The organism is Brevibacterium gallinarum (assembly GCF_014836885.1).
GTDB classification, from domain to species: Bacteria; Actinomycetota; Actinomycetes; order Actinomycetales; family Brevibacteriaceae; genus Brevibacterium; species Brevibacterium gallinarum.
In genome coordinates this window covers 19,354-44,907 of record NZ_JACSPY010000018.1, presented here as the reverse complement: position 1 = coordinate 44,907, position 25,554 = coordinate 19,354, and the positions used below count along the sequence as shown (strand labels likewise).

Genomic DNA, 25,554 nt, shown 5'->3' with positions numbered 1-25,554 from the left:
ACGCTTGGCTCCGCACTGTGGGAACTGCTCGAACGCGACGCCGTGACCCGATGGTGGCGCGGCGAGCTGCCTGCTGTCCGCCTCACAGCGCCGGCGGCCGTCGAAGCCGCCGCCGGAACCTCCTGCCGCGTCGAGCTCTTCAGCATCACAAGCTGCTGCTGTCTCGCCCAGGCCGTCGACGCGCGAACCGGCTGGCGCACCGTCGGTGCAGCCGCCGGGCCGGATCTCGAAGCGTCGTGCCTCAAGGCGGCTGAGGAGGCGATCGTGAGCCTGGCAGCTCTCCACCGGCTCGCTGCTGCTCCAGCCGAGCTCCTCGGCGTTGCAGCCGATGCCTCGCACCGCTACCTCGACCTCCCGCCGAGCGAGTGCACTTCGCTGGCACACACCCTGCTGGCCCTCGCAGATATGCGCTTCAGCGCTGCGATCGCGGCACACCTTTCCGAGGCGGTCGATCCGGCATTCGCTGTTCCGGAGCGAGCTGAGCGCCCACGCGGGTGCGATCCGCTGTCACAGCTCTGTACGGCCGGCCACCGCGTCTGGGCGGTGCAGCTGCGCTCACCGGAAACGGCCGCCACGGGTTCGACCGTGTGGCGCGCACTCTCACCGACGACCCTCGCTCCGCTGCCGCGCAGCGCACACCCCGACGAGCTTCCGGTGCCGCTGGCATGAACGATCAGCACACGACACCGGCGCCGCCGGCGACCACGGGCGAGACGACGCCGACCACAGGTTCAGAACCGGCGTCCTTTCCCAGCCTGCTCTCCTCACCGCACTGGCTCAACGACCCACGTGTGGCCCAGCTGCGCGAGCTCTTCGGGCGCATCGGCGTCTCGCGGCTGGCTGAGATCACCGGCCTCGACACCTTCGGCATTCCTGTTGTCTCCGCAATCCGACCGGCCGCCCGCTCCCTGTCGGTGTTCAGCGGCCGGGGTGAGACCACTGCCGCAGCTGCAGTGTCCGCGAGCATGGAAGCAATCGAAGCATGGACGGCCGAGACCTGCCGACCGCCGTGCATTCACGGTTCATACCTTCAGCTTCGCGCCTCGCGGCGGATCGTGGATCCGCGTCTCCTTCCGCACCGCACACCGATCCGGCTTGCCGCCGAGACCTGGTGGACCGAGGCCGAGGAGCTGCTCACCGGCGAACGGGTTCTCGTTCCCTTCGACGCCGTTCACACCGATTGGACGCAGCCTCCGTCTGCCCTCGGCCTGGTCCAGGACTCGGCGGGGCTCGGTGCCGGCTTCGAACCGTCGGCAGCTGCCCGGCATGCGCTGCTGGAGCTCATCGAACGCGATGCCCTTGCGGTGGCCTCCGCACGGGCGCAGTCCGTCGGGGAACCGCTGCCCCCGCTCACACCGGCTGTCACGGCTGCGTCATGCGGCCCACGCACAGCCGCACTTGCAGACCAGCTCGAAGCACACGGCGCCCGAGTCCGCCTCGTCGACCTCCGTTCCGATACGGCGATCCCAGCCATGGCCGCCGTGCTCAGTGATGCCCACTCGCATATGTTCCGGCCGGTGCCCGTCACAATGGGCACCGCAGCGGATACGGACCCCGACGCAGCCGCCGCTCGCGCGCTGACCGAGGCCGCGCAATCCCGGCTCATCACCATCGCCGGGGCCCGTGACGACCTGCTGCCGGCTGAGTATGACCGGATCCTCGACCCGGCAGCACGCTGCGACCTCGACACGCGACTGTGCTCGGCACCACCACCGCACACGACAGCGCTGACAGCGGAGCCGGAAGCGGCGCTCGCCGCACTGGGGCCGGAGGATCTGGCCGCGCGCATCACAGCGCTCACCGGCAACCCAGTTCTCAGCCTGCAGCTCGGCGCACTGCGCGCCTCCGGCGCAGAGGTCACCGTCACTCGCGTCTGGGCCCCCGGCCTCGAAGGCTCCGGCGCTCAGTACGGCACCCCCTGCCTGCCCGGAAAGCGCGCGCTGGCTATCACTGAGGAGGCCGGCTCATGACGGGTCCGCATTCCCGAACGCGGCAGCTGCACGTCTTCTGCGGCCCCACGATCACCGCCGCACAGGCACGGCTGCGCCTCTCCCAGCCCGCCGAGTTCCATCCGCCTGCGCGCTGCGGCAGCATTGAGGCCCTCCACGGTCAGGCCTGTGATGTCCTCATCATCGACGGCATCTTCGAAGGCGCACCCGCCGTGTGGCACAAAGAGATCCTGTCTCTGCTCTCCTCCGGTGCGCGGGTCTTCGGATGCTCGAGCATGGGAGCGCTGCGGGCGGTGGAAACCGAACCGTGGGGCGCACGCGGCCTCGGCAGCATTGCAGCCGCATATCGCGCAGGTCGCATCGCTGCAGATGATGTCGTGGCACTCGCCCATGCCGATTCCGATGACGAGCATCGGCCGCTGAGCGTGCCGCTGGCCGACCTCGACGATCATGCGCAGGCCGCCGTCGCCGCCGGAGTGCTCAGCCCGGCAGCCGCAGCAGCCTGCGTGGAGGCCGCCGAATCCCTCTTCTATGCAGACCGCAGCTGGAACGCGATCCTGCAGCCGCTGCCAGTGACGACACGCAGCGCCTTCCGGTCCTTCGCCGCGGCACGCACCGGACTCAAGACCCGCGACGCCGAATCCGCTCTGCAGGCGCTTCCGCAGCTGCTGGCCGAACCGGCTGAAGCAGCTGACCCTGCGTTCCCACCCGCAGAACCGAACCAGCCGACCCAGCAGCTGCGTCGCCTCAGACACACCCTGCTCAGCCGAGCACACTCAGCCGCCTCACAGCCGCAGACGACTCCGCAGGACCCGGACCTCCCCTATGACGCACTGCGCGCCGGACTCGTCCGCGCTCTCCTCGCACAGGGAGCCGCACCCGATCTCACTGCACCCACCCCAGGAGAGGCCTGTGCAGAGCTTGCCGGCAGCCTCGGCATCTCTGCCGATGCGCTTCCCGCCTGGGCACGCAGCCGGCATCTGAGCGACACCGACCTCATACGCTTCGCCACCGTGCAGTCGCTGCTCCAGCAGGCCTGGGATCGCTACGGGGACGAGGCGGCAGCAGCCGTCCCGGATCACCTGCTGGCTGTGGACGTGGGCCGGCAGCTGGCCGCTGACCGGGCAGACGATGGTCGTGAGGCCCAGACATGACGCGTGAGACTCCGACCACCGATTCCGGACCGAAGCAGCTGCTGCGCACCTGGCGAGAGCTGTTCGCGATCGCCTGGCCGATCGCTCTGTCCGGCCTCGTCACCCTCACCATCAGCAGCAATGACGCCGTACTGCTCGGCAGCGCGTCCGCCAGTGTGCTCGCCTCCGTTGTCGCCTCCTCATCCCTGCAGTCGATTCTCGCGATGTCGGTCGCCGGTCTCGTCTCCTCGGCACAGATCCTCATCGCCCGAGCAGCAGGCGCCGGCCGCCGCGACCACGCCGCCCGTGCAAGCAGCACAGCGATCTGGGCCGGCGTCTGGATCGGCACTGCGGCTGCCGTGGTCGTCGCCGCTGCCGGACCGCCGGTACTCTCACTGCTCGGCGGTGCCGCCATCGACCCTGTCTTCGCCAGCCGGTATCTGCAGATCACCCTGCTGGCGCTTCCGTTCATCGGCCTGACTTCGGCACTGCGCGCCCGTGTCTCCGGACTCGGCGCCACCCGCGGCCTGTTCGCTGCCTCAGCCGCCTCCGCCGCCGTCGACATTCTCGCCTCCCTGACGCTCAACGCCCTCATCGGGCCTTTCGGCGTTGCCTTGGGGACGCTGATCGGAACGGTCTCCGGGGCAGCAGTCTTCCTCTGGCTCGTACGCCGCTCGACGAGTGCGGAGATCCCGCCGCCGCAGCTTCGGATGCTCCTCGTCGTCAGCCCGCGCGCACTGCGTTCGCTGCTGGCATTGGGATGGCCGGAGGCTGTCTTCTTCGCTGCCAGCGCCGGTGCCGGACTCGTCGTCACCTGGCTGCTGTCGCCCTTCTCCCCCACTCTGCTCTCAGCCGCGCGCTTCCTCGAGATCGCCTCGGTCATGGTCGTGTTCACGATTCTCTCCAGCGTCGGAGCCGCAGCCACGACCCTGCTCGGCCGTGCCGCCGGTGCGGCAGACGCAGACCAGTGGAAGCACGTGTGGCGTTCGACAACGGCTTTCACCCTGGGCATCGGCGCACTCGCGGTCCTCCTGGGGCCCTTCGCTCTGCCGCCGCTGCTGCGGCAGATCACGCAGCCGCAGATCGCTGCAGCGGCACAGACCGTCGTGTGGCTGGCCTTCGCTCAAGCACTCATCATGGCGGTACAGGTGGCGATGACTGCCGGCCTGCGCTCGCTCAAGGACACGCGGGGCCCGATGGCAGCCGCCATCATCGCCGAATATGCGGTGTTCCTCCCACTCGGCTGGCTGCTGACCCGTCATTATGAGCTCGGCCTGACAGGCGTCTTCATCACTCACCTTGCCTACTGGGCTTCCGCGCTGCTCGTGTGCGCCGTCCGGCTGCTGCCGCGCTGGCGCCGTCTGTCGACGGGGGCGAGCGCATGAGGAGATGGCTGCCGGAGATCTTCGGAGACCGCCAGTACAGCGCCGTCACGATCTCCCCTGACGGACGGATGCTCGCCTGGATCGACCCCGGCGAGCAGGGTCCTGCGCTCATGGGGCTGCCGCTGCCTTCGGGGCCGGCAGCGGCTGAGACGATCGCGGCGCACTGCGCCGGCAGCACCAGCGCTGAGCCGCAGATGCTCTTCGCCGGAGAGGAGTTGCGCGGATACGCGCTGCTGCACGACAATACGCACATCTTCTGCCTCATCGACCCGCACGGAGACGAGAACACTCGCGCGGTGCTCCTCGACCGCAGAGGTTCGGCAGCGCCCCGGGCGGTGACCCCAGAGGGCGTGCAGTGCAGGCTCTACGTGCATCGCCACACGCACCCGCACAGCGTGTACATCGGTCTCAACGACCGTGATCCGCAGCTGCACGACCTTCACATCCTCGACACCCGCTCAGGATCCACCCGACTCCATACCGAGAATCCCGGGTACGACTCATGGATCCTCGACCATGCCGGGCAGGTGCGGGGCGGCACCCGCATGCTGCCCGATGCCGGGGTCGAAACAGAGCTGCGATGGGACCGTTCCGGTCAGGAGCTCGCACGCCCGCTGCGGTGGCAGTCCAGCCCTTCGGAAGCAACCGGCAGCGCCGTCGTGGGAATCGGCTCAGTCGACGGTTCCGAGCGTCTGTGGATGACCGCCTGTCACGGCAGTGATCATACTCAGCTGCTGGAATGCGTCCTCAACGGCACGCAGATCACCGACCACAGAGTGCTCGCCGCATTCCCCGACTGCTCCATCGACGATGTCTGGACTGACCCGGCGACGGGCGCACCGACAGCCGTCGAATACGGGCGGCACACGCAGCACATCACTGCATTCGACGACTCCACCGCGGCTGTCATCGACCGGATGCGCGCTGAGCCCGACGGCCGTCACTACATCCATATCGACCGGCGCAGCAGTGATCCCCAGGTGCCGTGGGCACTGCACCGGGACAACGGCCGCTCCAGCCCGCAGAGCGGCGTGTGGGTGCCGACCGCTGAACGGATCGTCTGGCTGCCGCCTCAGCTGCCGGGCGTATCGCAGCTGCCGGACGTGCACACAGTCGCCGTCGACGTGCCTGCCGCAGACGGCGTCCAGCTGCCGTGCTATCTTTCGGTGCCGGCGGCTGAGACATCGACCGCACGACCCCGCACCGAGCCCATTCCGGCAGTCGTCCTTGTCCACGGCGGACCCTGGGAGCGCGATGAAGCGCACTTCGATCCCGAGGTGACGGCGCTGACCACCGCCGGCTGTGCGGTCATCCGCGTGAACTTCCGCGGCTCGGCAGGGTTCGGCACGTCATTCCTCCACGCAGGTGATCGCGAATGGGGCAGGGCGATGTCACAGGATCTCGACGACGCCGCAGCCCATTTCGTGCGCAGCGGCCTCATCGACCCGCAGCGCGTGGCGATCATGGGAGCGTCCTATGGCGGCTACGCAGCGCTTCTCGCCGCCTGCCGCGCGCAGCGATCCGGGCATTTCGCGTACTGCTGCGCGGTCGCATCGATGGCGCCGACGGATCTGCCCGGTCTCATCGAGGGAATCCCTGCCTATTGGGAGCCTCTTCGCGCGATTCTCACGACCCGGGTCGGCGACCCGGCGGATCCCGCTTCGCGCCGCGACCTCGAGGCGGTGTCGCCGATCAACTGCATCGGAGACCTCGCCGTACCGCTGCTGTTGGCACACGGCGAACACGATCCGCGCGTGCCCTCCTCCCATATTGACCTCATCGGCCAAGCGCTGCGCGACCGCGGGCTCACGGCCCGCATCCTCCGCTTCGCCGATGAAGGGCACGGGCTCGTCCGCTTCTCCAACCGCATGCGGTTCTATAACGCAGCGCTCGACTTCCTCAGCGAACACCTGGCTCTCGAACCGCTTCCCGCACGAACCGCTGCATCCGATCCAGCCCCCTGCTTCGACGATCATGCGAAAGGAGCCCGCTGATGTCTCTGCCACCGCTTCTCGCCCCTGGTGCGCCGCTGAGCGCGGAAGAGCGCACCTGGTTCTCCCGTCACCTGCGAATGCCGGAGTTCGGTGAAACCGCACAGCGTCGCCTGCGCGCTGCCCGGGTGCTCATCATCGGCGCCGGAGGTCTCGGAAGTCCGGCAGCGCTCTACCTCGCCGCAGCCGGGGTCGGAGCACTGGGCATCGTCGACGACGACACCGTGTCGGTGAGCAACCTGCAGCGGCAGATCCTGCACCGCGCCGACCGCGTCGGAGGGCCCAAGACCGCGTCGGCCCAGCAGACGCTCACTGCCTTGAGCCCGCACGTGCAGATCGAAGAGCTGCCGGTCCGCTTGGACATCGACAACGCCTGCCGGATCATCGGGGAGTGGGACCTCGTCATCGACGGCAGCGACAACTTCGCCTCCCGCTACCTCGTCAACGACGCTTGCGCACTGACCGGACGGCCGAGCATCTGGGGTTCACTGCTGCGCTTCGAAGGCCAGTACTCGGTGTTCTGGGACAGTGCTCCAGACGGCCTTGGCGTGGACTATCGAGACGCCTATCCGAGTCCGCCGCCACCGGGATTCGCCCCTTCGTGTGCGGAAGCCGGCGTCCTCGGTGCGCTGTGCGGGGTGATCGGCTCAGCCATGGCGCTCGAAGCCGTCAAACTCATCACCGGAGTGGGAGAACCGATGCTCGGTCGCCTTGTCCTCGTCGATGCCCTTTCCGGCCGGACGGAGGAGGTTCCGGTACGCCGCCGTGCAGACCGCCGTCCGATCACAGAGCTCGAAGCAGTCAGCGAAGCCTGCGAGACCGCAGTCGCCGAACTCACACCGCACGAGGCGCACAGCCGGCTGTCAAACGGACAGGCACTGCTCGTCGACGTCCGCACCGATGAGGAGACAGCCGAGCTCGCGTATCCGAATGCTGTGCACCTTCCACTCGCCGAGCTCATGGAGGACCGCACGCAGGCAGCTGCGCTGCGCGAACGCCTCGCATCCGGGCCCCATCGTGAGCTCATCATCGGATGCCAGTCCGGTGCCCGCTCCCTGCAGGCAGCAGACATCCTGACAGAAGCGGGCATCCCCGCATTCAGTCTGCACGGCGGGATCGCGGCCTGGAAGGCAGCCGGCCTGCCGACTGAGCGCCCGCTGCATGCCGACCCGAGCCACAGCAGCATTCCCGGTGCCGACCCAGCCGGACACGAGCCGATCGCTGAAGAACAGGAGCAGACCCCATGACCGAGATCGCGTTCGCCACACCGCTGCGGCGATTCGTCGCCGATTCACCCGATGCGCACGCACGCGGCGAGACCCTGCGGGACATCATCACAGCCATCAACGCGGATCATCCGCAGTTCGGCGCTGCAGTGCTGCGCGAGGGACAGCTCGTGCCCTATGTCCACGCGCTCATCGATGGACAACCCGCCGAGGATCTGGGAGGGATGGATGCACCGACAGCCACGGCCGCGCAGATCCGCTTCCTCACTGCGGTTGCAGGGGGCTAGACGTGCTGCTCGATCCGCGCGCCCTTCGCTTCATCGGCACGGCCCCCGGCTGGTGGGTCGCTGCCGCCCTGCTGCGCACACTGGCTGCACTGGCCGGGTTCGCCGCAGCCGGGGCACTCGGCTTCGCGGTCATTGCGCTGCCCGCCGGCTGGAGCACCGCGCTCACCGCAGCCTTCGCCTTCACCGGCGTGCGCCTTCTCGCCTCGACTGCGGCCGGTCGGTGCCTCTCGCGCTTCTCCGCAGCGATGACCACAGCGCTGCGTCAGGGCCTCATGGACCAGCTCATCGACCTCGGGGAAGTGCATGCCCGCACGCGCCGCACCGGTGCTGCCGTCACCACCGTCGTCGATGCCACCGCGAAGCTCTCCGCCTATACGGCCGAATACCTCACCCAGCTCGCGGCCGTTCTCCTCTCCGTACCGGCGGGGCTCATTGCGCTCATGCTGCTCGGGCTGCCCGGCTTGGCTGCCGCCGTCTGCGTGCTGGCCGGCATCGCCCTGACCTTCGCCGCACAGCAGATCTGGAGAGCCGTCACCAATCGGGCGGGCCAGGCGGTGTGGCAGGCTCAGGAACGCTATATCGCCGATGTGTCCGAAGCGCTGGAGAAGATGTCGACGATCATCGACACCGGCGGCACGCGGGTGATCGTCGAACGCCTCGGAGCGCGTGCCGAGGCCCTGCGCCAGACGGCTCAGCACGACCTGCGAGTCTCACTCGGGTCGTGGACCCTCACCACTGTCGCGACCGCACTCGCCGGTGTCGGTGCGATCGCAGCTCTGTGGCTGACCGGCCCCGCTTCGCAGCTGCTGCTCCCAGCGGCCTTCATCGTGCTGGAGATCTCCCGCCCGCTCGCGGAGCTGCGCACCCGCTGGCACGAAGGGTTCTTCGGGCTCATCGCTGCGCGCTCCGTGCATGCGCTCAGCGAGCAGCGCCCCTGCGCCGGTGATGACGCAGCCGTGCCCGGCCACCGGCTCGCCGATGTTCCGCAGCTGCGCTTCCGCAACCTCACCTTCAGCTATCCGGATCAACCGGATCCGGTGCTCAGCTCCGTCAGCTGCGATATCCCTGCCGGATGCACCACTGCAGTGATCGGTGCTTCAGGCTCGGGCAAATCGACGCTGCTCTCCCTGCTGCGCCGCACCGACGACCGCTACACCGGTGAGATCGTCTGCAGCACTGATGCGGCCCGGGATGTCGAACTGCGCAGCATTCCCCTCAGCAGCTGTGCGCGCGCGATCGCCGAGGTCGAGCAGAGCCCGGTGCTCTTCGACGACACACTGCGGGCGAACATCGACCCCGAATCCCGGTTCACCGATGCGCAGATCACGCAGATGTGCACTGAGCTGGGACTCGGTCCCCTGCTCGCCGAGCGCGGGCTCGACACGCCGGTGGGCACTGGAGGATCGCTGCTGTCCGGCGGGCAGCGGGCGCGCGTGAGCACCGCACGAGCACTGCTGCTCGACCATCCGCTGCTGCTGCTCGATGAGGCGACCTCAGGGCTCGACGGTGAGAGTGAGGCACGCCTGCTCGAGCAGATCCGTCTGCGCCGCCGCGGCCGCACGACGATCGTCGTCGCCCATCGACCGGCGACGATCGCGGCGGCCGACCATGTCATCGTCCTCTCAGCCGGACAGGTCATCGAATCCGGCTCGGTTCCCGAGCTCATGGTGGCAGGAGGGTTCGTCCACCGGGTGCTCAGTCCACCCCTGCTCCCCTCCGCCGACCAGCCGGACACTCCCCTGCCAGGGGCGCCGGTCAGCACCGACCCTCTGCTGCCTGAACGCGATATGCGCAGCATCGGTCGTGGTCTGTGCGGCCTGCTGCGGGCACTGCGCGGGCACGGCCGCGCCTTCGCCGGTGCTGCCGGAGCGGGTGTCCTCGCGCAGATCGCCGAGGTGGTCGCCGTCGCTGCAGTGCTGACCGTCTTCACCGTCTCCGGTTCGGCAGCCGCAGGATCCCGGGCGGGAGATGTGCTGCTGTGGATCGCTGCAGCTGGCGTCGTCACCGCTGCGATTGCGCATTGGCTCGAGAACTACTGGTCGCACCTGCTGTCCTTCGACGTGTCAGCGGATCTGCGCAACCGCCTGCTGCGGGCGCTGTGCCATCTGCTGCCCCACGGCTTGGGCCGCCGCTCGCCCCACGCCCTGTCCTCGGTGCTGCTGCGAGATGCCGAGAAGCTCGAAGTGTTCTATGCGCATACCTCGATCTACCTGCTCACCGGAATCGGCGTGCCGCTGCTGGGCGTCGCTGCGATCTCTGTGCTGAGCCCGGGCTTCGCGGTGCTGCTCGCTGCGTGTCTGGCCGCCGGGGGCCTCATCCCCCTCGTCATTCGCCGTCGCGCAGCCGTGCTCAACGCGGCGGTGGCTGAGGCGCGTGCGAGGCTCGCGGACACCATCGCCGAGGTGCTGGGCACCATTCGCCAGATCCTCGCCTTCGATCGACGCGAGCAGACGCGCCGACAGATCGCCGCCTGCTCCCGCGACCAGGCCGCCGCAGCGCTGCGCATCGGCCGTCTGCGTGGACTCGAGGACGCTGCAGTGTCCGCGTGGGTGGCGCTCGTGCCGCTCAGCGCGGCCGCCGGGCTTGCGCTCTTCCCCGAGCTGGCAGCCAAGCCAGCGCTCGGCCTCCCGGCGAGCGCCTGGCAGCTGTCGCTCATCGCACTCGCGTGGGCACTCACCGGCCCGGTCGAGCACCTCATCCGCGTGACGCGGCACAGCAGCGAGACGAACAGCGCCGTCGAGCAGATCGATGCGGTGCTCACCGCTGAGCCGCTCGCCGCCGAGCCGCGCAGCGCGGGCTGCATGGACGCAGACGGTGCTGATGTGCGGCGTGCGGCTGCGATGCATCTTGACGACATCAGCGTCCGCTGGCCGCAGGCGGACACCTGCGCGCTGCGCGATGTCACGGCGACCGTCCCGGCACAGGGCATCACCGCAGTCGTCGGCTCCTCAGGAGCCGGGAAGTCCACCCTGGTCTCTGCTCTGGCCGGCCATCTGCCATTGGCCGGCGGACGTCTGATCACCAGTGCCGGGTGCGGCCCGCGCGCAGGCGGTGTCATCACGGTCGCGCAGAATGCGGCGCTCTTCCACGACACGATCCGTGCGAACCTCACTCTCAGCCGGGTGCGCAATCCGTCAGATGAACAGCTGATGGCAGCGCTGCGGGCAGCGGCGATCGAGGAGATCGCCGATCACCCCGAGGGACTCGACCGGATGCTCCTAGGCGGCGGGCAGACGCTCTCCGGCGGGCAGCGACAGCGTCTCGCACTGGCTCGGGCACTGCTTGCAGCCCCGCGCACGCTCATCCTCGACGAAGCGGTCAGCCAACTCGACGTCGATGGGGAAGCCCGCCTGCATGCGGCGCTGCGCGGCCTGTCCGAGCGCATCCCCGTGCTGTTCGTCGCGCACCGGCTGTCCTCTGTCCTGCTCGCTGACCACATCCTCGTCTTCGATGCCGGGAGGTTGGCTGGGGCCGGCACCCACGCAGAGCTGCTCTGCGGCTGCCCGGCCTACAGCTCTCTCGTCACCCCACAGCTGTCTGCCATCACGCAGCTTCCCGGCGACGCCAGACCGGCGCCTGCAGGCGTTGGCCGCCGGTTCTCTTCCAATCACCCAACCAACCCATGAGAAGGGCCCAGAATGAACACTCATGACACCTCCGCCATCGAACGCATCCACCGTTCCGCACGCCTGCGCAACCGGCTGCGAGGACCGGCACCCGCCTCGGCGGCGGCGCTTGCCACCGCTCTGACTGCGGCTCTGCTCACCGGCTGTGCACCGAGCAAGCCCGAACAGGATGCCTCCACCGAAGCTGGCGACGGATTCCCGGTTACCGTCGAGAACTGCGGCCAGAACGTGACAATCGAGAAGAAGCCCGAGAAGATCGTCGGCTTCGACGGCGCGGCGGAAACGCTCTTCGCACTCGGTGCCGGTGACCAGGTCGCCGGGTACTTCGGCGCGGCACCGGACGACCTGCCGGAGAACCTGGCCGCGGAGGCGAAGAAGACGGAGAACCTCGGCGGCACCTTCCCGTTCCCCTCGGCCGAGGCGGTGCTCGACCTGCAGCCGGACCTCATCGTCGCCTACGGGTTCAACGACGAGGGCGGCTCCCTCGTCAAGCGCCTCGACGAGCTGAAGATCCCGTACCTCAACCTCTCCGAGGCCTGCGAGAACGAGCCCGACGCCACGGTTGACGGCTACCTCACCGACGTGCGCACGATCGGTGAAGCGATCGGCGCCAAGGACGCCGGTGAGAAGCTCACCGATGAGTGGAAGTCCTCGATCGATGCCGTTGAGAAGCCCTCCGGCACCCCGCCCACGGCCGTCATCAACGGCAACCAGGATCCTTCGAAGCCCTATGTCTCCGGCGGCGGCAGCTTCGCCGACGAGCTGCTCACCCGCGCCGGTCTGGAGAATGCCTACGCCGATGAGAAGAAGGCCTTTGTCACTCCATCGTGGGAGGACGTCGCGACCCGCAATCCCGACATCATCTTCTCCGGTGGCGGTGGCGGCGATGAGGTCCGCGATGGGCTTCTCGAGCATCTGAAGTCGAACCCGGCACTGGCGAAGATGAACGCCGTGAAGACCGACGGCCGGGTGATCACCCTCGACTACTCGCGCAACGTGCCCGGCCCGCAGGCAATCGACGGCATCATCCAGATGGCCGAGGCCGCCGCGCAGGTCTCCGGCGGGGAGCATGCGCAGGCCGGCGGGGAGTCCGCTCGAGGTGCGCAGGGCGAATGAAGATCCTGCGCCCGGCGGCCGGCACGCCTGCCGATACCCAGTCCGCCAGGACCGAATCCACCGGCGCAGGAAGATCCGAGGCCGCACGTGCGGTGCGCGCACCGCGCCGGCATCGCGCGCGCGATGCCCTCACCGCCGCACTTGTCATCGGTATGCTCGCGCTTGTCGTCGCCGGGTTCGGAGCCTCCGGCATGGTCGGCTCCGGTGAGCGGAGCCTCATCGACGTGCTCGGGATCGCCTACCGGCGTGCATGGGGAGTGGACTATGTGCCCGACGGGGATCTGCTCGTCGCGGAGCTGAGGCTGCCGCGCGGGATGCTCGCTGCGATCATCGGGGCGTCGCTGGGGCTCGTCGGCTGTGTACTGCAGGCGGTTGTGCGCAATCCGCTTGCCGATTCGTCGATCCTCGGAGGCACTTCGGGGGCTGCGCTCGGCGCTGTCGGGGTGATCGCGTTGGCCCCGGGCGCAGCCCTGAGCCTTGCGATCCCCACCGGGGCCTTCGCAGGTGCCGGGGTCGGCTTCGCGCTCACGATCCTGCTCGCTTCGGCACGCGGTGCAGCGTCTCCGCTCAAGCTCGTGCTCGCAGGCATGGCGGTGTCGTTCCTGCTCGCAGCGCTGACGGACTTCGTCATCATCGCAGCCGGTGATGACCGCAAGCTGCGCTCGGCGATCTTCTGGCAGCTCGGCTCGGTCGCTGGTGCGCAGTGGGGCGATATGCTGCTGCCGGTCTTCGTCCTCGTGTGCGGGATCGCCTATCTGCTGGTGCGTGCGCGCCGCCTCGACACACTGGCCTTCGGCGATCACACCGCACATGCGCTCGGCACGCACCCGGGCCGGCTGCGCGCAGAGCTCATCACCATCTGCGCGCTCATCGTCGGTGTCGGCGTGGCTGCTGCCGGCGGCATCGGCTTCGTCTCGCTCGTCATCCCCCATGCCGTGCGCCTGGTCGTCGGCACTGCGCATCGCCGGCTGCTGCCGGCCGCCGCAGCCACCGGCGCGGCCTTCCTCACGTGGGCTGACGTCGTCTCCCGCGTCATCACACCGCCGTCGGAGATCCCGCTGGGCGTCATCACTGCGATCATCGGCTCCACCGTCTTCGCCGTCCTCATGATCACACGCATGCGGGGCACCCTGTGAAGCACACGAACAGCACGCAGTGCACCGCCGGGGCACTCACCGTCGAACAGGTCACGGTCTCAGTCGGGCGAACGATCCTCGTGCGCGATGTCAGCTTCCATGCCGCTCCCGGTGAGGTGACCGTGCTTGTGGGTCCGAACGGCTCAGGGAAATCCACGCTGCTCGGCGGCGTGTTCGGCGCCCGGACGTTCTCTGGTGAGATCCGACTCGGCGGTCGCCGCCTCACGGAGCTCTCCAGACTCGAGCGAGTCAGGCGCATCGGCGTTCTGACCCAGGAGCAGGATGCCGCCCTCGGCACCCGCACGCGCGAAGCGGTGGAGCTCGGCCGCACTGCCTTGCAGGGGCCCTTCGGCAGGCTGAGTGCCGATGACGACCGCCACGTCGCACAGGCGATGGAGAAGGCGGCAGTCACCCACCTGGCGGCACGCGATCTGGCGACACTGTCGGGCGGTGAGCGCCAGCGCACGCACCTGGCGCGGGTGCTCGCGCAGCACACCGAGCTCATCATCATGGATGAGCCGACCAATCACCTCGACATCGGCCACCAGCGCACGATCCTGCGGCTGCTCACCGCCCTGGCCCGCGACGAGGGCCGCACCGTCGTCGTGGCGCTGCACGATCTCACGGCAGCCGCGCAGTTCGGCGATCGCGTCGTGCTGCTGGCTGGCGGGCAGGTGCAGGAGACCGGCCGGCCGCGGCAGGTGCTGACCCCTGAGGTGATTGCCGCGCATTTCGATGTCGACGCGCAGTGGATCGAAGTGGCCGGCGCCCAGCGGCTCATCATCGACTGACGGCATACGTCATCGGCTGCGAACGCACGACCGCGGTGCTCCCCTCCCGGTGGAGGGGAGCCCCGCAGGCTCAGCTCTGTGCTGTGCCGCTGAGGTCAGTCAGCGACGTAGTACATGCGCTTGTTGACGAACTCGTCCATGCCCAGCGGGCCGAGCTCGCGGCCGAAACCGGAGCGCTTGACGCCGCCGAAAGGCACCTCGGCGCCCTCACCGGCTGGGGTGTTGACGTTCGACATGCCGACGTCGAGCTGCTGGGCGATCTTCTCCGCCCGGGCTTTGTCCTTTGAGAACACCGCACCGCCGAGGCCGAAGTCGGTGTCGTTGGCCAGCGTGAGCGCCTCCTCATCCGACGACACCTTGTACACGACGGCCACCGGCCCGAAGAGCTCCTCGCGGTAGGCCTCCATGTCGCTGGTGACGTCGGTGATGACGGTCGGAGCGTAGTAGGCGCCGTCGCCGCGTGTGCCGCCGGCGCGCAGTGTCGCGCCGTCCTTGACGGCCTGCTGGACCTGTTCGTCGAGGCGGTCGGCGGCCTCGGCGGAGGACAGCGGGGTGTACGTGGTGGCGTAGTCATCACCCGGCCCGCCGGGGGTCATGCCTTCGGCGAGCTGGGTGAGCTCGGCGACGAACTCGTCGTAGATGTCGTCCATGACGATCATCCGCTTGTTCGAGTTGCAGGCCTGGCCGGTGTTGTACATCCGGGTCTCCCAGGCGGTCTGCGCCGCTTCCTTGACGTCATCGGTGTCGAGGATGACGTACGGGTCGGAGCCGCCGAGTTCGAGCACGGCCTTCTTCAGGTGCTTGCCGGCCAGCGCACCGACGACGGAGCCGGCGCGTTCGGAGCCGGTGAGCGAGACGCCCTGCACGCGTGGGTCGGCGATGATCTCGGCGATCTGGTCGTGGCTGGCGAAGAGGTTGTTGTACACCCCGGCCGGCACGCCGGCGTCGTCCATGATCTGCTGGATCGCCTGCGCTGAGCGCGGGCAGATCTCGGCGTGCTTGAGGATGATGGTGTTGCCGAGCATGAGGTTGGGTGCGGCGAAGCGGGCGACCTGGTAGTAGGGGAAGTTCCACGGCATGATGCCCAGCAGCACGCCGATCGGGCGGCGTTCGACGTAGGCCTTGCCGTCGGAGAAGGTCGGGATCTCCTGGTCAGCGGCCAGCTTCGGGCCGTGCTCGGCGAAGTACTCGAAGATCGCCGTGCAGTATTCGGCCTCCTCCTCGCCTTCGGGCAGCGGCTTGCCCATCTCCTCGGCGATGATCTGGGCGAGTGCGTCCTTGCGTTCGGTGAACAGGTTCGCCACCCGCGAGACGATCTCGCCGCGCTCTTCGATCGTCATCTCCCGCCACGACTGGTAGGCGGTGTGGGCGCGGTCGAGGGCGGCATCGACGTCGGCCTGGCTGGCGGTGTCGAAGGTCTCGACGATCTCGCCGGAGGCGGGGTTCTGCACGCGGTATCCTGCGCTGCTCATGGGGTGTCCTTTCGGTTCGGCCGCGCCCGAGGTGGTGGGCGCGTGGATCTGTCGGGGTCGGGTGGTCTGGGCTCAGGCAGTGGGCTCAGCTGGTGGGCTCAACTGGTGGTCTCAGGCGGTGGGCTCAACTGGTGGTCTCAGGTGTCGGTGTGGTCGGTGTCGGGGAAGCCGAGGGCGTCGGCCATCGCCTGCCGGATCTCCGGGTACCGGAACCGGTAGCCGAGTTCGCCGAGCCGGGTGGGCACCACCCGCTGGTCGGCGAGCACGAGCTCCTGGGCGGCCTGCTTGCCCAGCAGCATCTCGGGACCCAGGCGCGGGGTCTGCACGAATGCCGGCATCGAGGCCAGCCCGGCGAGCGCCTGAGCGAACTCGGCCTGGCGCACCGGCTGCGGGGCTGCGGCGTTGACCGGCCCGCTCATCGTCGGGTCGACGGCGGCGCGGGCGTAGATGCGGGCGATGTCGTCGAGCGAGATCCACGACATCCACTGCTGGCCGTCGCCGATCCGCCCGCCGAGGCCGGAGAGGTACAGCGGCAGCTGCAGGCGCAGCGGTCCTGACAGTGCGGTGAGCACCTGGGCGGTGCGCACGGACACCCAGCGCACGCCGAGCGCTTCGGCTTGGGCGGCTTCCTCTTCCCAGGCGCGGCACACCTCGGCGAGGAACCCGCCGCCGGAACCGGCGTCTTCACTGAGTTCTTCGTCGCCGCGGTCGTAGCCGTAGTAGCCGATCGCCGAGGCGCAGATGAACGCCTCGGGCCGGCGGGTCTCCGACAGCTGCTCCATGGTGAGCACGATGAGCTTCGTCGAATCGCGCCGCGAGCGCATGATCCGGTCCTTGGCCGCCGGTGAGAAGCGGGTGCCGATCGTCGCCCCGCCCAAGTGGATGACGACATCGGCCCAGGCCAGTGCGTTGGGGTCGAGGATGCCGAGGTCGGGATTCCACTTGATCTCGGAGGCCTTCCGCGGGGTGTCGCGCACCAGTGTGCGCACCTCGTGTCCGCCGGTCGACAGGAGGGCGGCGACCTGTGAGCCGACGGTGCCTGAGGCACCGGCGATGAGGATCTTCTTCCGCTGCGGCCCGCCGATCGCGGTGAGCTCATCCTGGTAGGCGAGGTCGGCGAGCAGCCGTTCGCTGCGGGCGCTGAAGATCGCCCGCAGTGTCGGTTCCATCGCGGTCGCGTCGATCTCGGTCGCCCCGGGCAGGATCCCGGGAGCGAAGCTGTAGTCGATGTGGTCGTCGATGCGGGTGAAGGCCGAGCCGACGGATTCAGCGCCGGTCACCTCGGTGAAGGTGTGGGTGTGCTCCCAGGAGCTCAGCGGACCCCGCACCTGCCGGTCGATGAAGGAGTGCTCACTCGGCCCGGCGGCGTGTTCGACGGAGAAGGGGGTGCGCACGAGCCCGTGCGTGCCGGGCAGGGTGATCTTCATCGACGCCTGCGAGCCCGGCGTCAAGGGCTCGGCTTCCTGTTCGATCTGCATCGCCCATTCCGGGCTCAGCCGGGTCAGCGCCCCGGGCCGTCGATGCCATGCGAAGACGGTGTGCAGAGGATACGGAACGACCAGCGAACTCGTGAAGACTGCCATGGTCCTACTCTTTCAGGAGAACCTGGCAGTGAGCACAGTCCCAGCGGACACAGCCCCGGCGGACGCTATGAGTCAAAGCCGACTCCGAATGCGTCGAGCGTCTTGAGCAGCGGGCCGCGCCTGCCTTCGTTCTCATCGGACTTGATGAGTGCGCGGGTCGTCATCTTCGCGCCGGCCCACATGAACGGCTCGGGTGGGAACGGCAGCGGCTTCTTCTTCACCATCTCCAGTTCGGTCAGCTCAGTCGGCTCACCGGTGAGCAGATCGAGCATGACGGTGCCGGCGAACCGGGAGGCCCCGACGCCGAGGCCGGTGAACCCGGCGGCGTAGGCGACCTTGCCCGCGTAGGCGGTGTCGAAGAAGGAGAAGAACCGGGTGCAGGTGTCGATCGCCCCGCCCCAGGCGTGGGTGAAGCGGATGCCGGTGGCCTGCGGGAAGGTCTCGAAGAAGTGCCGGGCGAGGGTTTCGAAGGTCTCCTGCCGGGTGTCGAATCTGCTGGAGACGCGCCGACCGTAGTAGTACACGGCATCCCAGCCGCCGAACAGGATCCGGCCGTCGACGGTGCGCCGGTAGTAGTGGAACCGGCTGGCCGAGTCGGCCAGACCCTCCCGGCCGTCCCAGCCGATCGCCGCCCACTGCTCAGCGCTGAGCGGTTCGGTCATGAGCGCGTAGTCGTATACCGGTGCGGTGTGCCACTTGACCCGCTTGAGCAGTGCGGGGAACGCGTTCGTGCCGAGTGCTGCGCGCCCGGCGGTGAGGGTGCCGGCGTCGGTGGTCAGCGTGACGGTGTCGCCGCTGTCGGTGAGGCTGCGCACGATGGTGTTCTCGTACACTTCGACGCCGAGCTCGCGGCACACCCGCAGCAGCTCCCAGCACAGTTTGGCCGGGTTGATGATCGCGCACTCCCGATCGAGCCGCAGCCCGCCCAGATAGGTCGGGGAGTCGATGCGCTCGCGCAGTGCTTCACGGTCGAGGTAGACCTCGCCTTCTTCCGGGTTATGCGCTTGACGCAGGCTGGGGATCTGGTAGTCCTCGGTGGCGATCTGGATGAGTCCGGTGCGCTCGAAGTCGCAGTCGAGCCCGTAGTGGGCGACAGCGTCTTCGATCGCGTCGAGGTTCTCGTAGCCGAGCCGGGTGAGCTCGTCGTTCTCCTCCGGCAGGTGCTTGACGCCGTTCTCGTGGCCGTGGGTGAGGCTGGCTTCGCAGAATCCGCCGTTGCGCCCGGAGGCGGCCCAGCCGATGCGGCCGCCTTCGAGGAGGACGACATGCCGGCTGGGGTCGCGCTCCTTGGCCTGCAGGGCCGTCCACAGGCCGGTGAATCCGCCGCCGACGACGGCGAGATCGCAGCTGCGGTCGCCTGCCAGGGCGTCCACCGCCTCGGGCCTGGCGGGGTCATCGAGCCAGAACGGGACGTGCGAGACGCCGGCGAGGCTTGCGGAGATCATCTCAGGGGTGATGGGCATGGCTACCTCACGATGGTCTTGACGATGTCGGTGGATGATTCGCCCGAGCGGCGCAGCACGAGGCCGACGAGGGCGAGGGCGAGCAGGGTCAGCAGCAGCATCACCGTCGAGATCGCGGCGACCTCCGGGCGGAGGGCAACACGCACGGCGGAGAAGATGTAGACCGGCCAGGGCGTGTAGCCGGGCTGCTGGACGAAGCTGGAGAGGATCGTATTGTCGAGGCTGAGGGTGAACGACATGAGCGCACCGGCCATCACGCCGGGGGCGGCGATCGGCAGGGTGACCCGGCGGAAGGTCGTCCACGGGGTCGCGCCGAGATCGGCGCTGGCCTCCTGCAGGGAGGTGTCGACGCCGGCCATGCGGGCGCGGACGATGAAGGTCACGACGGCCACGGAGAACATCGCATGGGACACGATGAGGCGCACAAGCCCGTTGTTGAACCAGGTGAGGTCGGCGTCCACGCCGAGGGTGACGAACCACGGCAGGAACGAGATGCCGTCGACGATCTCCGGGGTCACGAGCGTGGTCGCCAGCAGTCCGGTCAGGCCGAGGGCCCACCAGGTGCCGAGCCTGGCGCGGGCGAGCGCGATGCCGCCGAGGGTGCCGAGCACGGTGGCCAGCAGCGCGGAGCCGACGGCGGCCTGCAGGCTGGTGATGACCGAGGAGACGATGACGTCGTTGTTGATGCCGGAGATGTAGGCGTCGAAGCCGAATCCCTGCCAGGAGGCGAGGATGCGCCCGGTGTTGAAGGAGTAGGCGACGATGACGGCGATCGGGGCGAAGAGGTAGATGAAGACGAGCACACCCCACAGGGTGAACCCGAGGTCGCGGGTCTGGCGTCTCATGCGCGGCTCCCTTCGCTCACGGCCGGCTCGGGTGGGGTGATGCGCACCGAGTTCAGCCTCTCCATCAGTGAGCGCAGCGCCCACAGCAGCAGCCCGCCGAGCGCGACGACGATGAGCGTGGCGAGCATGAGGATGACGGCCATCGCCGCGCCGAGGGCCCAGTTCTGGGCGGTGTTGAACTGGTTGGCGATGAGCTGGCCGGCCATCGAGCCGCTCGCCCCGCCGAGCACGGTGGCGGTGACGTAGTCGCCGTTGAGCGGGATGAACACGAGCAGACAGCCGGAGACCACGCCAGGCATGGCCAGCGGCAGGGTGACGGTGAAGAAGGTCTTCCAGGGTCCGGCGCCGAGGTCGTAGCTGGCTTCGCGCAGGTGCCGTCCGGCTGCGTCCATGGCCACGAACAGCGGCAGGATCATGAGCGGCAGGTAGTTGTAGACCACGCCGATCTGCACGGCGGTGCGGGTGTAGAGGATATCGAGGCCTCCGTCGGATAAGCCGATGGCCTGGAGGGTCTTGGAGACGAAGCCCTCGTTGGAGAGCATGATCTGCCAGCCGAGGGTGCGCACGAGGAAGTTCGTCCAGAACGGCACCATCACCAGCGCCAGCAGCAGTCCGCGCCGTTCGGGCCGGACTTTGACGGCCAGCCAGTAGGCGAACGGGATGGAGATGAGCAGGCAGATGATGGTGCCGACGATCGAGATCCGCAAAGTGGCGAGGAAGGTCGCCAGCGATGAGGAGGTCAGCGCTTCGGAGTAGCGGTCGAAGCTCAGCTGCTCCATCGACACGGTGGTGAATTCGTCGGGCTTGTACCCGAAGCTGTACCACAGCACGAGGGCGACGGGGATGACGAAGAAGAACACGACGTAGGCCCAGGTGGGGAACGCGAGCGCTCCGGGGCCGAGGATGCGGGCGGCGAAGCGCTTCATGCTGAACTCCTCGTCTGTGCGGCGGTGTAGATCTCAACCCGCGGCTGGATGCCGGCCCCTTCTTCGGAGGGCACGAGCCGGTCGAGGATCTCCTGTTCGGGGAAGATGATGTCGGGGAAGTCGAAGTCGGCGGCTTCCTCCTTCAGGCCCTGGGTGCCGACGTGGTAGCCGATGTAGTCGACGTTGCGCAGCGCGGCGTCAGGGCTGATCATGTGGTTGATGAAGGCGTAGGCGGCATCCGGGTGCGGGGCGCCGGTGGCCAGGCACCAGTTGTCCATCCACAGGTTGGCGACCGGGGTCGGGAAGACGAACTGCCAGCGGTCCGGGTCATCGGATTCGAGCAGTCCCTGCCGGGCGTCGCCGTTGAAGGCGTGCAGCAGGCTCAGCCCGCCCTGGGTCATGCCCTGGGCGGCGTTGCCCATATAGGCGCGCACATGCGGGGCGATGTCGTCGACGACGATCGTCTTGGCTTTCTCCAGGATCGCCTCGTCGACGGTGTTGACGTCCTCGCCCATCGAGGCGAGGGCGATCGCGGTGAGCTCCCAGGGGTCTTCGAGGATCGCGGTCGAGCCGGAGGCCTCCTTGCCGGCGGCGTCGATGAAGTCCTGCCAGCTGGTCAGCTCCCGGTCGATGACGGTGCGGTCGTAGACGTAGCCGGTGGTGCCCCAGGCCTTGCAGATCGAGTACCGGTTCTCCGGGTCGAACTCCTGGTGTGTGAAGTTCGGGTCCATGTTCGCAAAGTTCGGGATCCGCGTCAGGTCGAGCGGCTGGATGAGGTCGTGTTCGATCATCTGCTGCACTCGTGAGCCGGTCGGCACGACGATGTCGTAGCCGGAGGTGCCGCGGGTGCCGGCGAGTTTGGCCATCAGCTCGTCGTTCGAGCCGTAGGAGTCGACCTGCACGCGCACGCCGGCGGTGTCGCTGAATTCGCTGATGATCTCGGGGTCGTCGTAGTCGCCCCATGAGTACAGGTTGAGCTTCGCCTCGATCTCGCCGTCGGCCGGCGGGGAGCTGGCCATCCGGCCGGTCTGCCCGCAGGCGCTGAGCCCGGCCAGCCCGGCCAGCCCCACGCCGGTGAGGAAGGCCCGCCGGCTCGGACCGGCAGCGCTCAGCAGCTGCCGGCGGATGCGCGGGGCCTCGGAGCGGGGTGCGAGGAAGCGCACCCGGTGGTCGCGCTCAGCCATCGCAGAACACCTGCGCCTGGTTGCGTCCCCATGACAGCCGCACCCGGGCGCCGGGCCCGAGGTGGTCGCTCGTGAGTGCCGGGACGCGGGCGAGGACTTCATGACCGTCGCGCAGCCGGACGATGTACTGCACGACGTCGCCGAGGAAGGACACCCCGACGACCTCCCCGTCGACGGCATCGGTGAGCTCCCTGCTGTCACCGCCGGCCGCACTGCCGCTGCCGGCTCTGCTGTCGCTGCCGCCCCTGCTGTCACCGCTGGCCGTGCTGTCGCTGCCGGCGGCGTCGAGCGGGGTGACGTCGATGATCTCCGGGCGCACGGCCGCCTCAACGGATCCGCCGGGCTTCGCCTCTGGTCCCAGCAGTCCGGCCGGCACGGTGATGAGGGAGCGGGCGGTGCGCAGCACGGCGGTGTCGCCGTCGATCGAGTCGAGGGTGGCGGAGACGAAGTTCTGCTTGCCGATGAAGCCTGCGACGAACCGGTTGGCGGGCCTGGAGTAGATCTCCTCGGCGGTGCCGACCTGCTGGATCTTCCCGGCGTTGAGCACGACGATCCGGTCGCTCATCGCCAGCGCCTCCTCCTGGTCGTGGGTGACGAAGACGAAGGTCATACCGAGTTCGGCGTGCAGGCGCTTGAGCTCAATCTGCATTTCCTCGCGCAGCTTGCGATCGAGTGCCGACATCGGCTCATCGAGCAGCAGCACCTGCGGCCGATTGACCAGCGCCCGGGCGAGGGCGACACGCTGCTGCTGGCCGCCGGAGAGCTGGTCGGGCTTGCGGTCGGCGAACCCGTCCATCTGCACCAGCCGCAGCGCTTCGATGACGCGCTCGCGGATCTCGGTCTTGGGCACGCGCTTCTGCTTGAGCCCATAGGCGACGTTGTCGGACACGCTCATGTGCGGGAACAGAGCGTAGGACTGGAAGACGGTGTTGACCGGCCGGCGGTGAGCCGGCACGCCGACAAGGTCCTGGCCGGAGAGCAGGATGTGCCCGGTGGTCGGCTCCTCGAAGCCGGCGATCATCCGCAGCAGGGTCGTCTTGCCGCAGCCGGAGGGCCCGAGCAGGGACAGGAACTCCCCGGCCTCGACGGTGAGGTCGAGTTCGCTCAGGGCGGTGTGGCTGCCGAAGCGCTTGGTCACCCCGCGGATCTCCAGCTGCCCGGGGCCCTCGCCGCTGTGGCGGGTGCCCGCGGTGCCGGCCCTGGTGCCGGGAGGCTGTGCGGCGGTGGTCTCGGTGTGCGCGCTCATGCCCGCTCCTTGTCGGTGGTGAAGATGATGTCCTGCCAGTCGCGGTGGGCGCCTGGGCTTTCGTCGATGAGGACGTGTTTGACCTGCGTGTACTCCTCGAAGGAGTACTGCGACATGTCCTTGCCGAAGCCAGAAGCCTTGTATCCGCCGTGCGGCATCTCGGAGATGATCGGGATGTGCTCGTTGATCCACACGCAGCCGGCCTCGATCTCGGCTGCCGTGCGCAGCGCCCGGCGGGTCGTGGTCGTCCAGGCGCTGGCGGCCAGCCCATAGACGGTGTCGTTGGCCAGTTCGATCGCCTCGTCATCGTCGTCGAAGGGCATGGCCACGAGCACGGGACCGAAGATCTCCTCACGCCACACCTCGGCGTCGGTGCCGATGCCGGTGATGAGGGTCGGTGCGTAGTAGGCGCTCTCCCCCGCGCCCGAGGCGGTGGCTGGGATTGTGCCCCCGCACCGGATCCGGGCGCCGGCTTCGCGGGCGCGGTCGACGGCTCCTGCGACCCGGTCGCGGTGCTCGGTGCTGATGAGGGAGCCGAGGTCGGTGGTCGCATCGTCGGGATCGCCGATGATGACGCCGTTCATGAGCTCGGTGACGCGGGTGCAGAAGTCCTCGAAGATGCTGCGGTGGACGATCGCGCGGGTGGCGGCGGTGCAGTCCTGGCCGCCGTTGATGAGGGAGCCGGCGACTGCGCCGCGGGCTGCGGCTTCGACATCGGCGTCGTCGAAGACGACGAACGGGGCCTTACCGCCGAGCTCGAGGTGGACGCGCGCACCCTTGGCTGCGCACATCTCCATGACCTTCCGGCCGACAGCCGTCGAGCCGGTGAAGGAGGTCATGACGACCCGCGCGTCGCGCACGAGCGCCTCTCCGGCGCTCTGCCCGTCGCCTGCGATGACATTGATGACGCCGGGCGGGAAGCCGACCTCGGCGGCGACCTCGGCGAGGATGAGCGAGGTGCCCGGTGTCAGCTCGGAGGTCTTGAGCACGATGGTGTTGCCGGCGGCCACAGCGGGGAAGATCTTCCAGGCCGCCATCTGCAGCGGGTAGTTCCACGGGGCGATCGAGCCGATGACGCCGATCGGCTCCCGCCGGGTCATCGACGTCGAGTTCGGCCAGTAGGAGCCTGCGGCCAGTCCGGTGAGCTGGCGGGCGGCGCCGGCGAAGAACCGGGCGTTGTCGATGCTGCCGGGCACATCGAACTCGGTGGCCAGGCGGATCGACTTGCCCGTCTGGGCCGATTCGAGCTCGGCGAGTTCGGCGGCGCGGGCCTCGAGTCCTGCGGCGAGGGCGAAGAGCAGATCGGAGCGCTCGCCGGGTGTGGTGTTCTTCCAGCCGGGGAAGGCCTCGGCTGCCGCGGTGACCGCTGCGTCGACGTCGGCAGGGCTGGCCAGGCGGTAGCGGGCGACCTCTGCGCCGGTGGCCGGTGAGCAGCGGACGAACTCCGGTCCTGTGCCGGGGGTGCGCTGCCCGTTGATGACGTGCATGGGTCTTCGAACCTCCGTGTCGGTGGTGCTGAACTGGGGTCCTGCCCCGGCACAGGTGGTGCCGTGGTGTGAGGCGAGGCACATCAGCGTTTCACCAGAGTAACGACACCTCCCCGCAATGTCTACTGATTTCGTACTTCTGGTCACTCTTGCAAGCTGTTTTCGCAATCAGATATGGTCAGAACCACTGATTACATTGTTATGATGAGTTCTGAAGGAGGCGTCATGACCGCTGAGACCCCTGCGCCGGATACGGAGCTCGATGCCAAGTCGAAGGCGATCATCGAGGCCCTTCAGCAGGACGGCAGGCGCAGCTACGCCGAGATCGGCCGCGACATCGGCATGTCCGAGGCGGCCGTGCGCCAGCGGGTTTCCAAGCTCACCGCAGCCGGGGTCATGCAGATCGTGGCCGTCACCTCTCCCCTGCAGCTGGGCTTTCACCGGCAGGCGATGATCGGGGTGAAGGTCAGCGGAGACATCACTGAGACCGCCGAGATCCTCAGCCAGCTGCCGCAGGTCGACTACACCGTCGTCACCGCTGGGGTCTACGACATCCTCATCGAAGTCGTCTGCGCTGATGACGATGAACTGCTGAGCCTGCTGCGGCAGCTGCGCTCGATCGAGCATGTCGAATCGACCGAAACGATGATGTACCTCAAGCTCTGGGACCAGAAGTACAACTGGGGCACACGCTAGGAAGTGGAGAAC

20 protein-coding genes are annotated in these 25,554 nt (G+C 68.5%); 12 read left to right on the top strand and 8 right to left on the bottom strand.

Annotated features, from left to right (window positions below; genetic code table 11):
- Positions 1-42 precede the first annotated feature (42 nt).
- Genes H9634_RS15015 through H9634_RS13095 form a run of 11 tightly spaced genes read left to right on the top strand, consistent with a single transcriptional unit; the run spans position 43 to position 14,640 of the window.
- The gene (locus H9634_RS15015; RefSeq protein ID WP_191727265.1) at positions 43-669 is read left to right on the top strand and encodes a hypothetical protein; all 627 of its coding nucleotides are present in this window, start codon (positions 43-45) and stop codon (positions 667-669) included.
- Entirely contained in the window at positions 666-1,970 is a 1,305-nt protein-coding gene (locus H9634_RS13140) for a YcaO-like family protein (protein WP_191727263.1), read from the top strand. Before H9634_RS15015 ends, H9634_RS13140 begins: the two co-directional genes overlap by 4 nt.
- Positions 1,967-3,103: a TfuA-like protein gene (locus tag H9634_RS13135; protein ID WP_191727262.1), complete on the top strand. Its 1,137-nt coding sequence runs from the start codon at positions 1,967-1,969 to the stop codon at positions 3,101-3,103. The genes H9634_RS13140 and H9634_RS13135 overlap by 4 nt, the downstream gene beginning before the upstream one ends.
- Positions 3,100-4,467, top strand: coding sequence for an MATE family efflux transporter (locus H9634_RS13130; protein WP_191727260.1), 1,368 nt, complete (start codon positions 3,100-3,102; stop codon positions 4,465-4,467). Before H9634_RS13135 ends, H9634_RS13130 begins: the two co-directional genes overlap by 4 nt.
- Positions 4,464-6,461, top strand: coding sequence for an alpha/beta fold hydrolase (locus H9634_RS13125; RefSeq protein WP_191727258.1), 1,998 nt, complete (start codon positions 4,464-4,466; stop codon positions 6,459-6,461). The genes H9634_RS13130 and H9634_RS13125 overlap by 4 nt, the downstream gene beginning before the upstream one ends.
- Positions 6,461-7,705, top strand: a complete 1,245-nt coding sequence (gene moeB, locus H9634_RS13120; protein WP_191727256.1) for a molybdopterin-synthase adenylyltransferase MoeB — start codon at positions 6,461-6,463, stop codon at positions 7,703-7,705. The genes H9634_RS13125 and moeB overlap by 1 nt, the downstream gene beginning before the upstream one ends.
- On the top strand, positions 7,702-7,971 hold the full coding sequence (locus H9634_RS13115) for a MoaD/ThiS family protein (RefSeq protein ID WP_191727255.1): 270 nt from the start codon (positions 7,702-7,704) through the stop codon (positions 7,969-7,971). Before moeB ends, H9634_RS13115 begins: the two co-directional genes overlap by 4 nt.
- Before the next feature lie 2 nt (positions 7,972-7,973).
- Positions 7,974-11,597 carry an ATP-binding cassette domain-containing protein gene (locus tag H9634_RS13110; protein WP_191727253.1) on the top strand — a complete coding sequence of 1,208 codons (3,624 nt, stop codon included), beginning with the start codon at positions 7,974-7,976 and terminating at the stop codon, positions 11,595-11,597.
- Between the two features lie 12 nt (positions 11,598-11,609).
- The gene (locus H9634_RS13105) at positions 11,610-12,713 is read left to right on the top strand and encodes an ABC transporter substrate-binding protein (protein ID WP_191727251.1); all 1,104 of its coding nucleotides are present in this window, start codon (positions 11,610-11,612) and stop codon (positions 12,711-12,713) included.
- A complete protein-coding gene (locus H9634_RS13100; protein WP_191727249.1) occupies positions 12,710-13,849 on the top strand; it encodes a FecCD family ABC transporter permease in 1,140 nt (379 codons plus the stop codon). Before H9634_RS13105 ends, H9634_RS13100 begins: the two co-directional genes overlap by 4 nt.
- Entirely contained in the window at positions 13,846-14,640 is a 795-nt protein-coding gene (locus H9634_RS13095) for an ABC transporter ATP-binding protein (protein ID WP_191727247.1), read from the top strand. Before H9634_RS13100 ends, H9634_RS13095 begins: the two co-directional genes overlap by 4 nt.
- 95 nt (positions 14,641-14,735) lie before the next feature.
- On the opposite strand, the gene H9634_RS13090 is transcribed toward H9634_RS13095, so the two are convergent.
- From H9634_RS13090 to H9634_RS13055, 8 genes are all read right to left on the bottom strand, one after another.
- Positions 14,736-16,112 carry an NAD-dependent succinate-semialdehyde dehydrogenase gene (locus H9634_RS13090; RefSeq protein WP_191727245.1) on the bottom strand — a complete coding sequence of 459 codons (1,377 nt, stop codon included), beginning with the start codon at positions 16,110-16,112 and terminating at the stop codon, positions 14,736-14,738.
- A 137-nt stretch (positions 16,113-16,249) separates the two neighbouring features.
- Complete coding sequence (locus H9634_RS13085; RefSeq protein WP_191727243.1) at positions 16,250-17,695, bottom strand: TIGR01777 family oxidoreductase; 1,446 nt, start codon at positions 17,693-17,695, stop codon at positions 16,250-16,252.
- A gap of 65 nt (positions 17,696-17,760) precedes the next feature.
- A complete protein-coding gene (locus H9634_RS13080) occupies positions 17,761-19,158 on the bottom strand; it encodes an NAD(P)/FAD-dependent oxidoreductase (protein ID WP_191727241.1) in 1,398 nt (465 codons plus the stop codon).
- Positions 19,159-19,160: 2 nt separating this feature from the next.
- Entirely contained in the window at positions 19,161-20,003 is an 843-nt protein-coding gene (locus tag H9634_RS13075; RefSeq protein WP_191727239.1) for an ABC transporter permease, read from the bottom strand.
- Positions 20,000-20,929, bottom strand: a complete 930-nt coding sequence (locus H9634_RS13070; protein ID WP_165884120.1) for an ABC transporter permease — start codon at positions 20,927-20,929, stop codon at positions 20,000-20,002. The genes H9634_RS13075 and H9634_RS13070 overlap by 4 nt, the downstream gene beginning before the upstream one ends.
- A complete protein-coding gene (locus H9634_RS13065; RefSeq protein ID WP_191727238.1) occupies positions 20,926-22,113 on the bottom strand; it encodes a polyamine ABC transporter substrate-binding protein in 1,188 nt (395 codons plus the stop codon). Before H9634_RS13065 ends, H9634_RS13070 begins: the two co-directional genes overlap by 4 nt.
- The gene (locus H9634_RS13060) at positions 22,106-23,359 is read right to left on the bottom strand and encodes an ABC transporter ATP-binding protein (protein WP_191727236.1); all 1,254 of its coding nucleotides are present in this window, start codon (positions 23,357-23,359) and stop codon (positions 22,106-22,108) included. Before H9634_RS13060 ends, H9634_RS13065 begins: the two co-directional genes overlap by 8 nt.
- A complete protein-coding gene (locus H9634_RS13055) occupies positions 23,356-24,846 on the bottom strand; it encodes an aminobutyraldehyde dehydrogenase (RefSeq protein WP_191727234.1) in 1,491 nt (496 codons plus the stop codon). Before H9634_RS13055 ends, H9634_RS13060 begins: the two co-directional genes overlap by 4 nt.
- Before the next feature lie 225 nt (positions 24,847-25,071).
- Between H9634_RS13055 and H9634_RS13050 the strand changes: the two genes are divergently transcribed.
- The gene (locus H9634_RS13050) at positions 25,072-25,542 is read left to right on the top strand and encodes an Lrp/AsnC family transcriptional regulator (protein WP_175293494.1); all 471 of its coding nucleotides are present in this window, start codon (positions 25,072-25,074) and stop codon (positions 25,540-25,542) included.
- Positions 25,543-25,554: the final 12 nt, after the last annotated feature.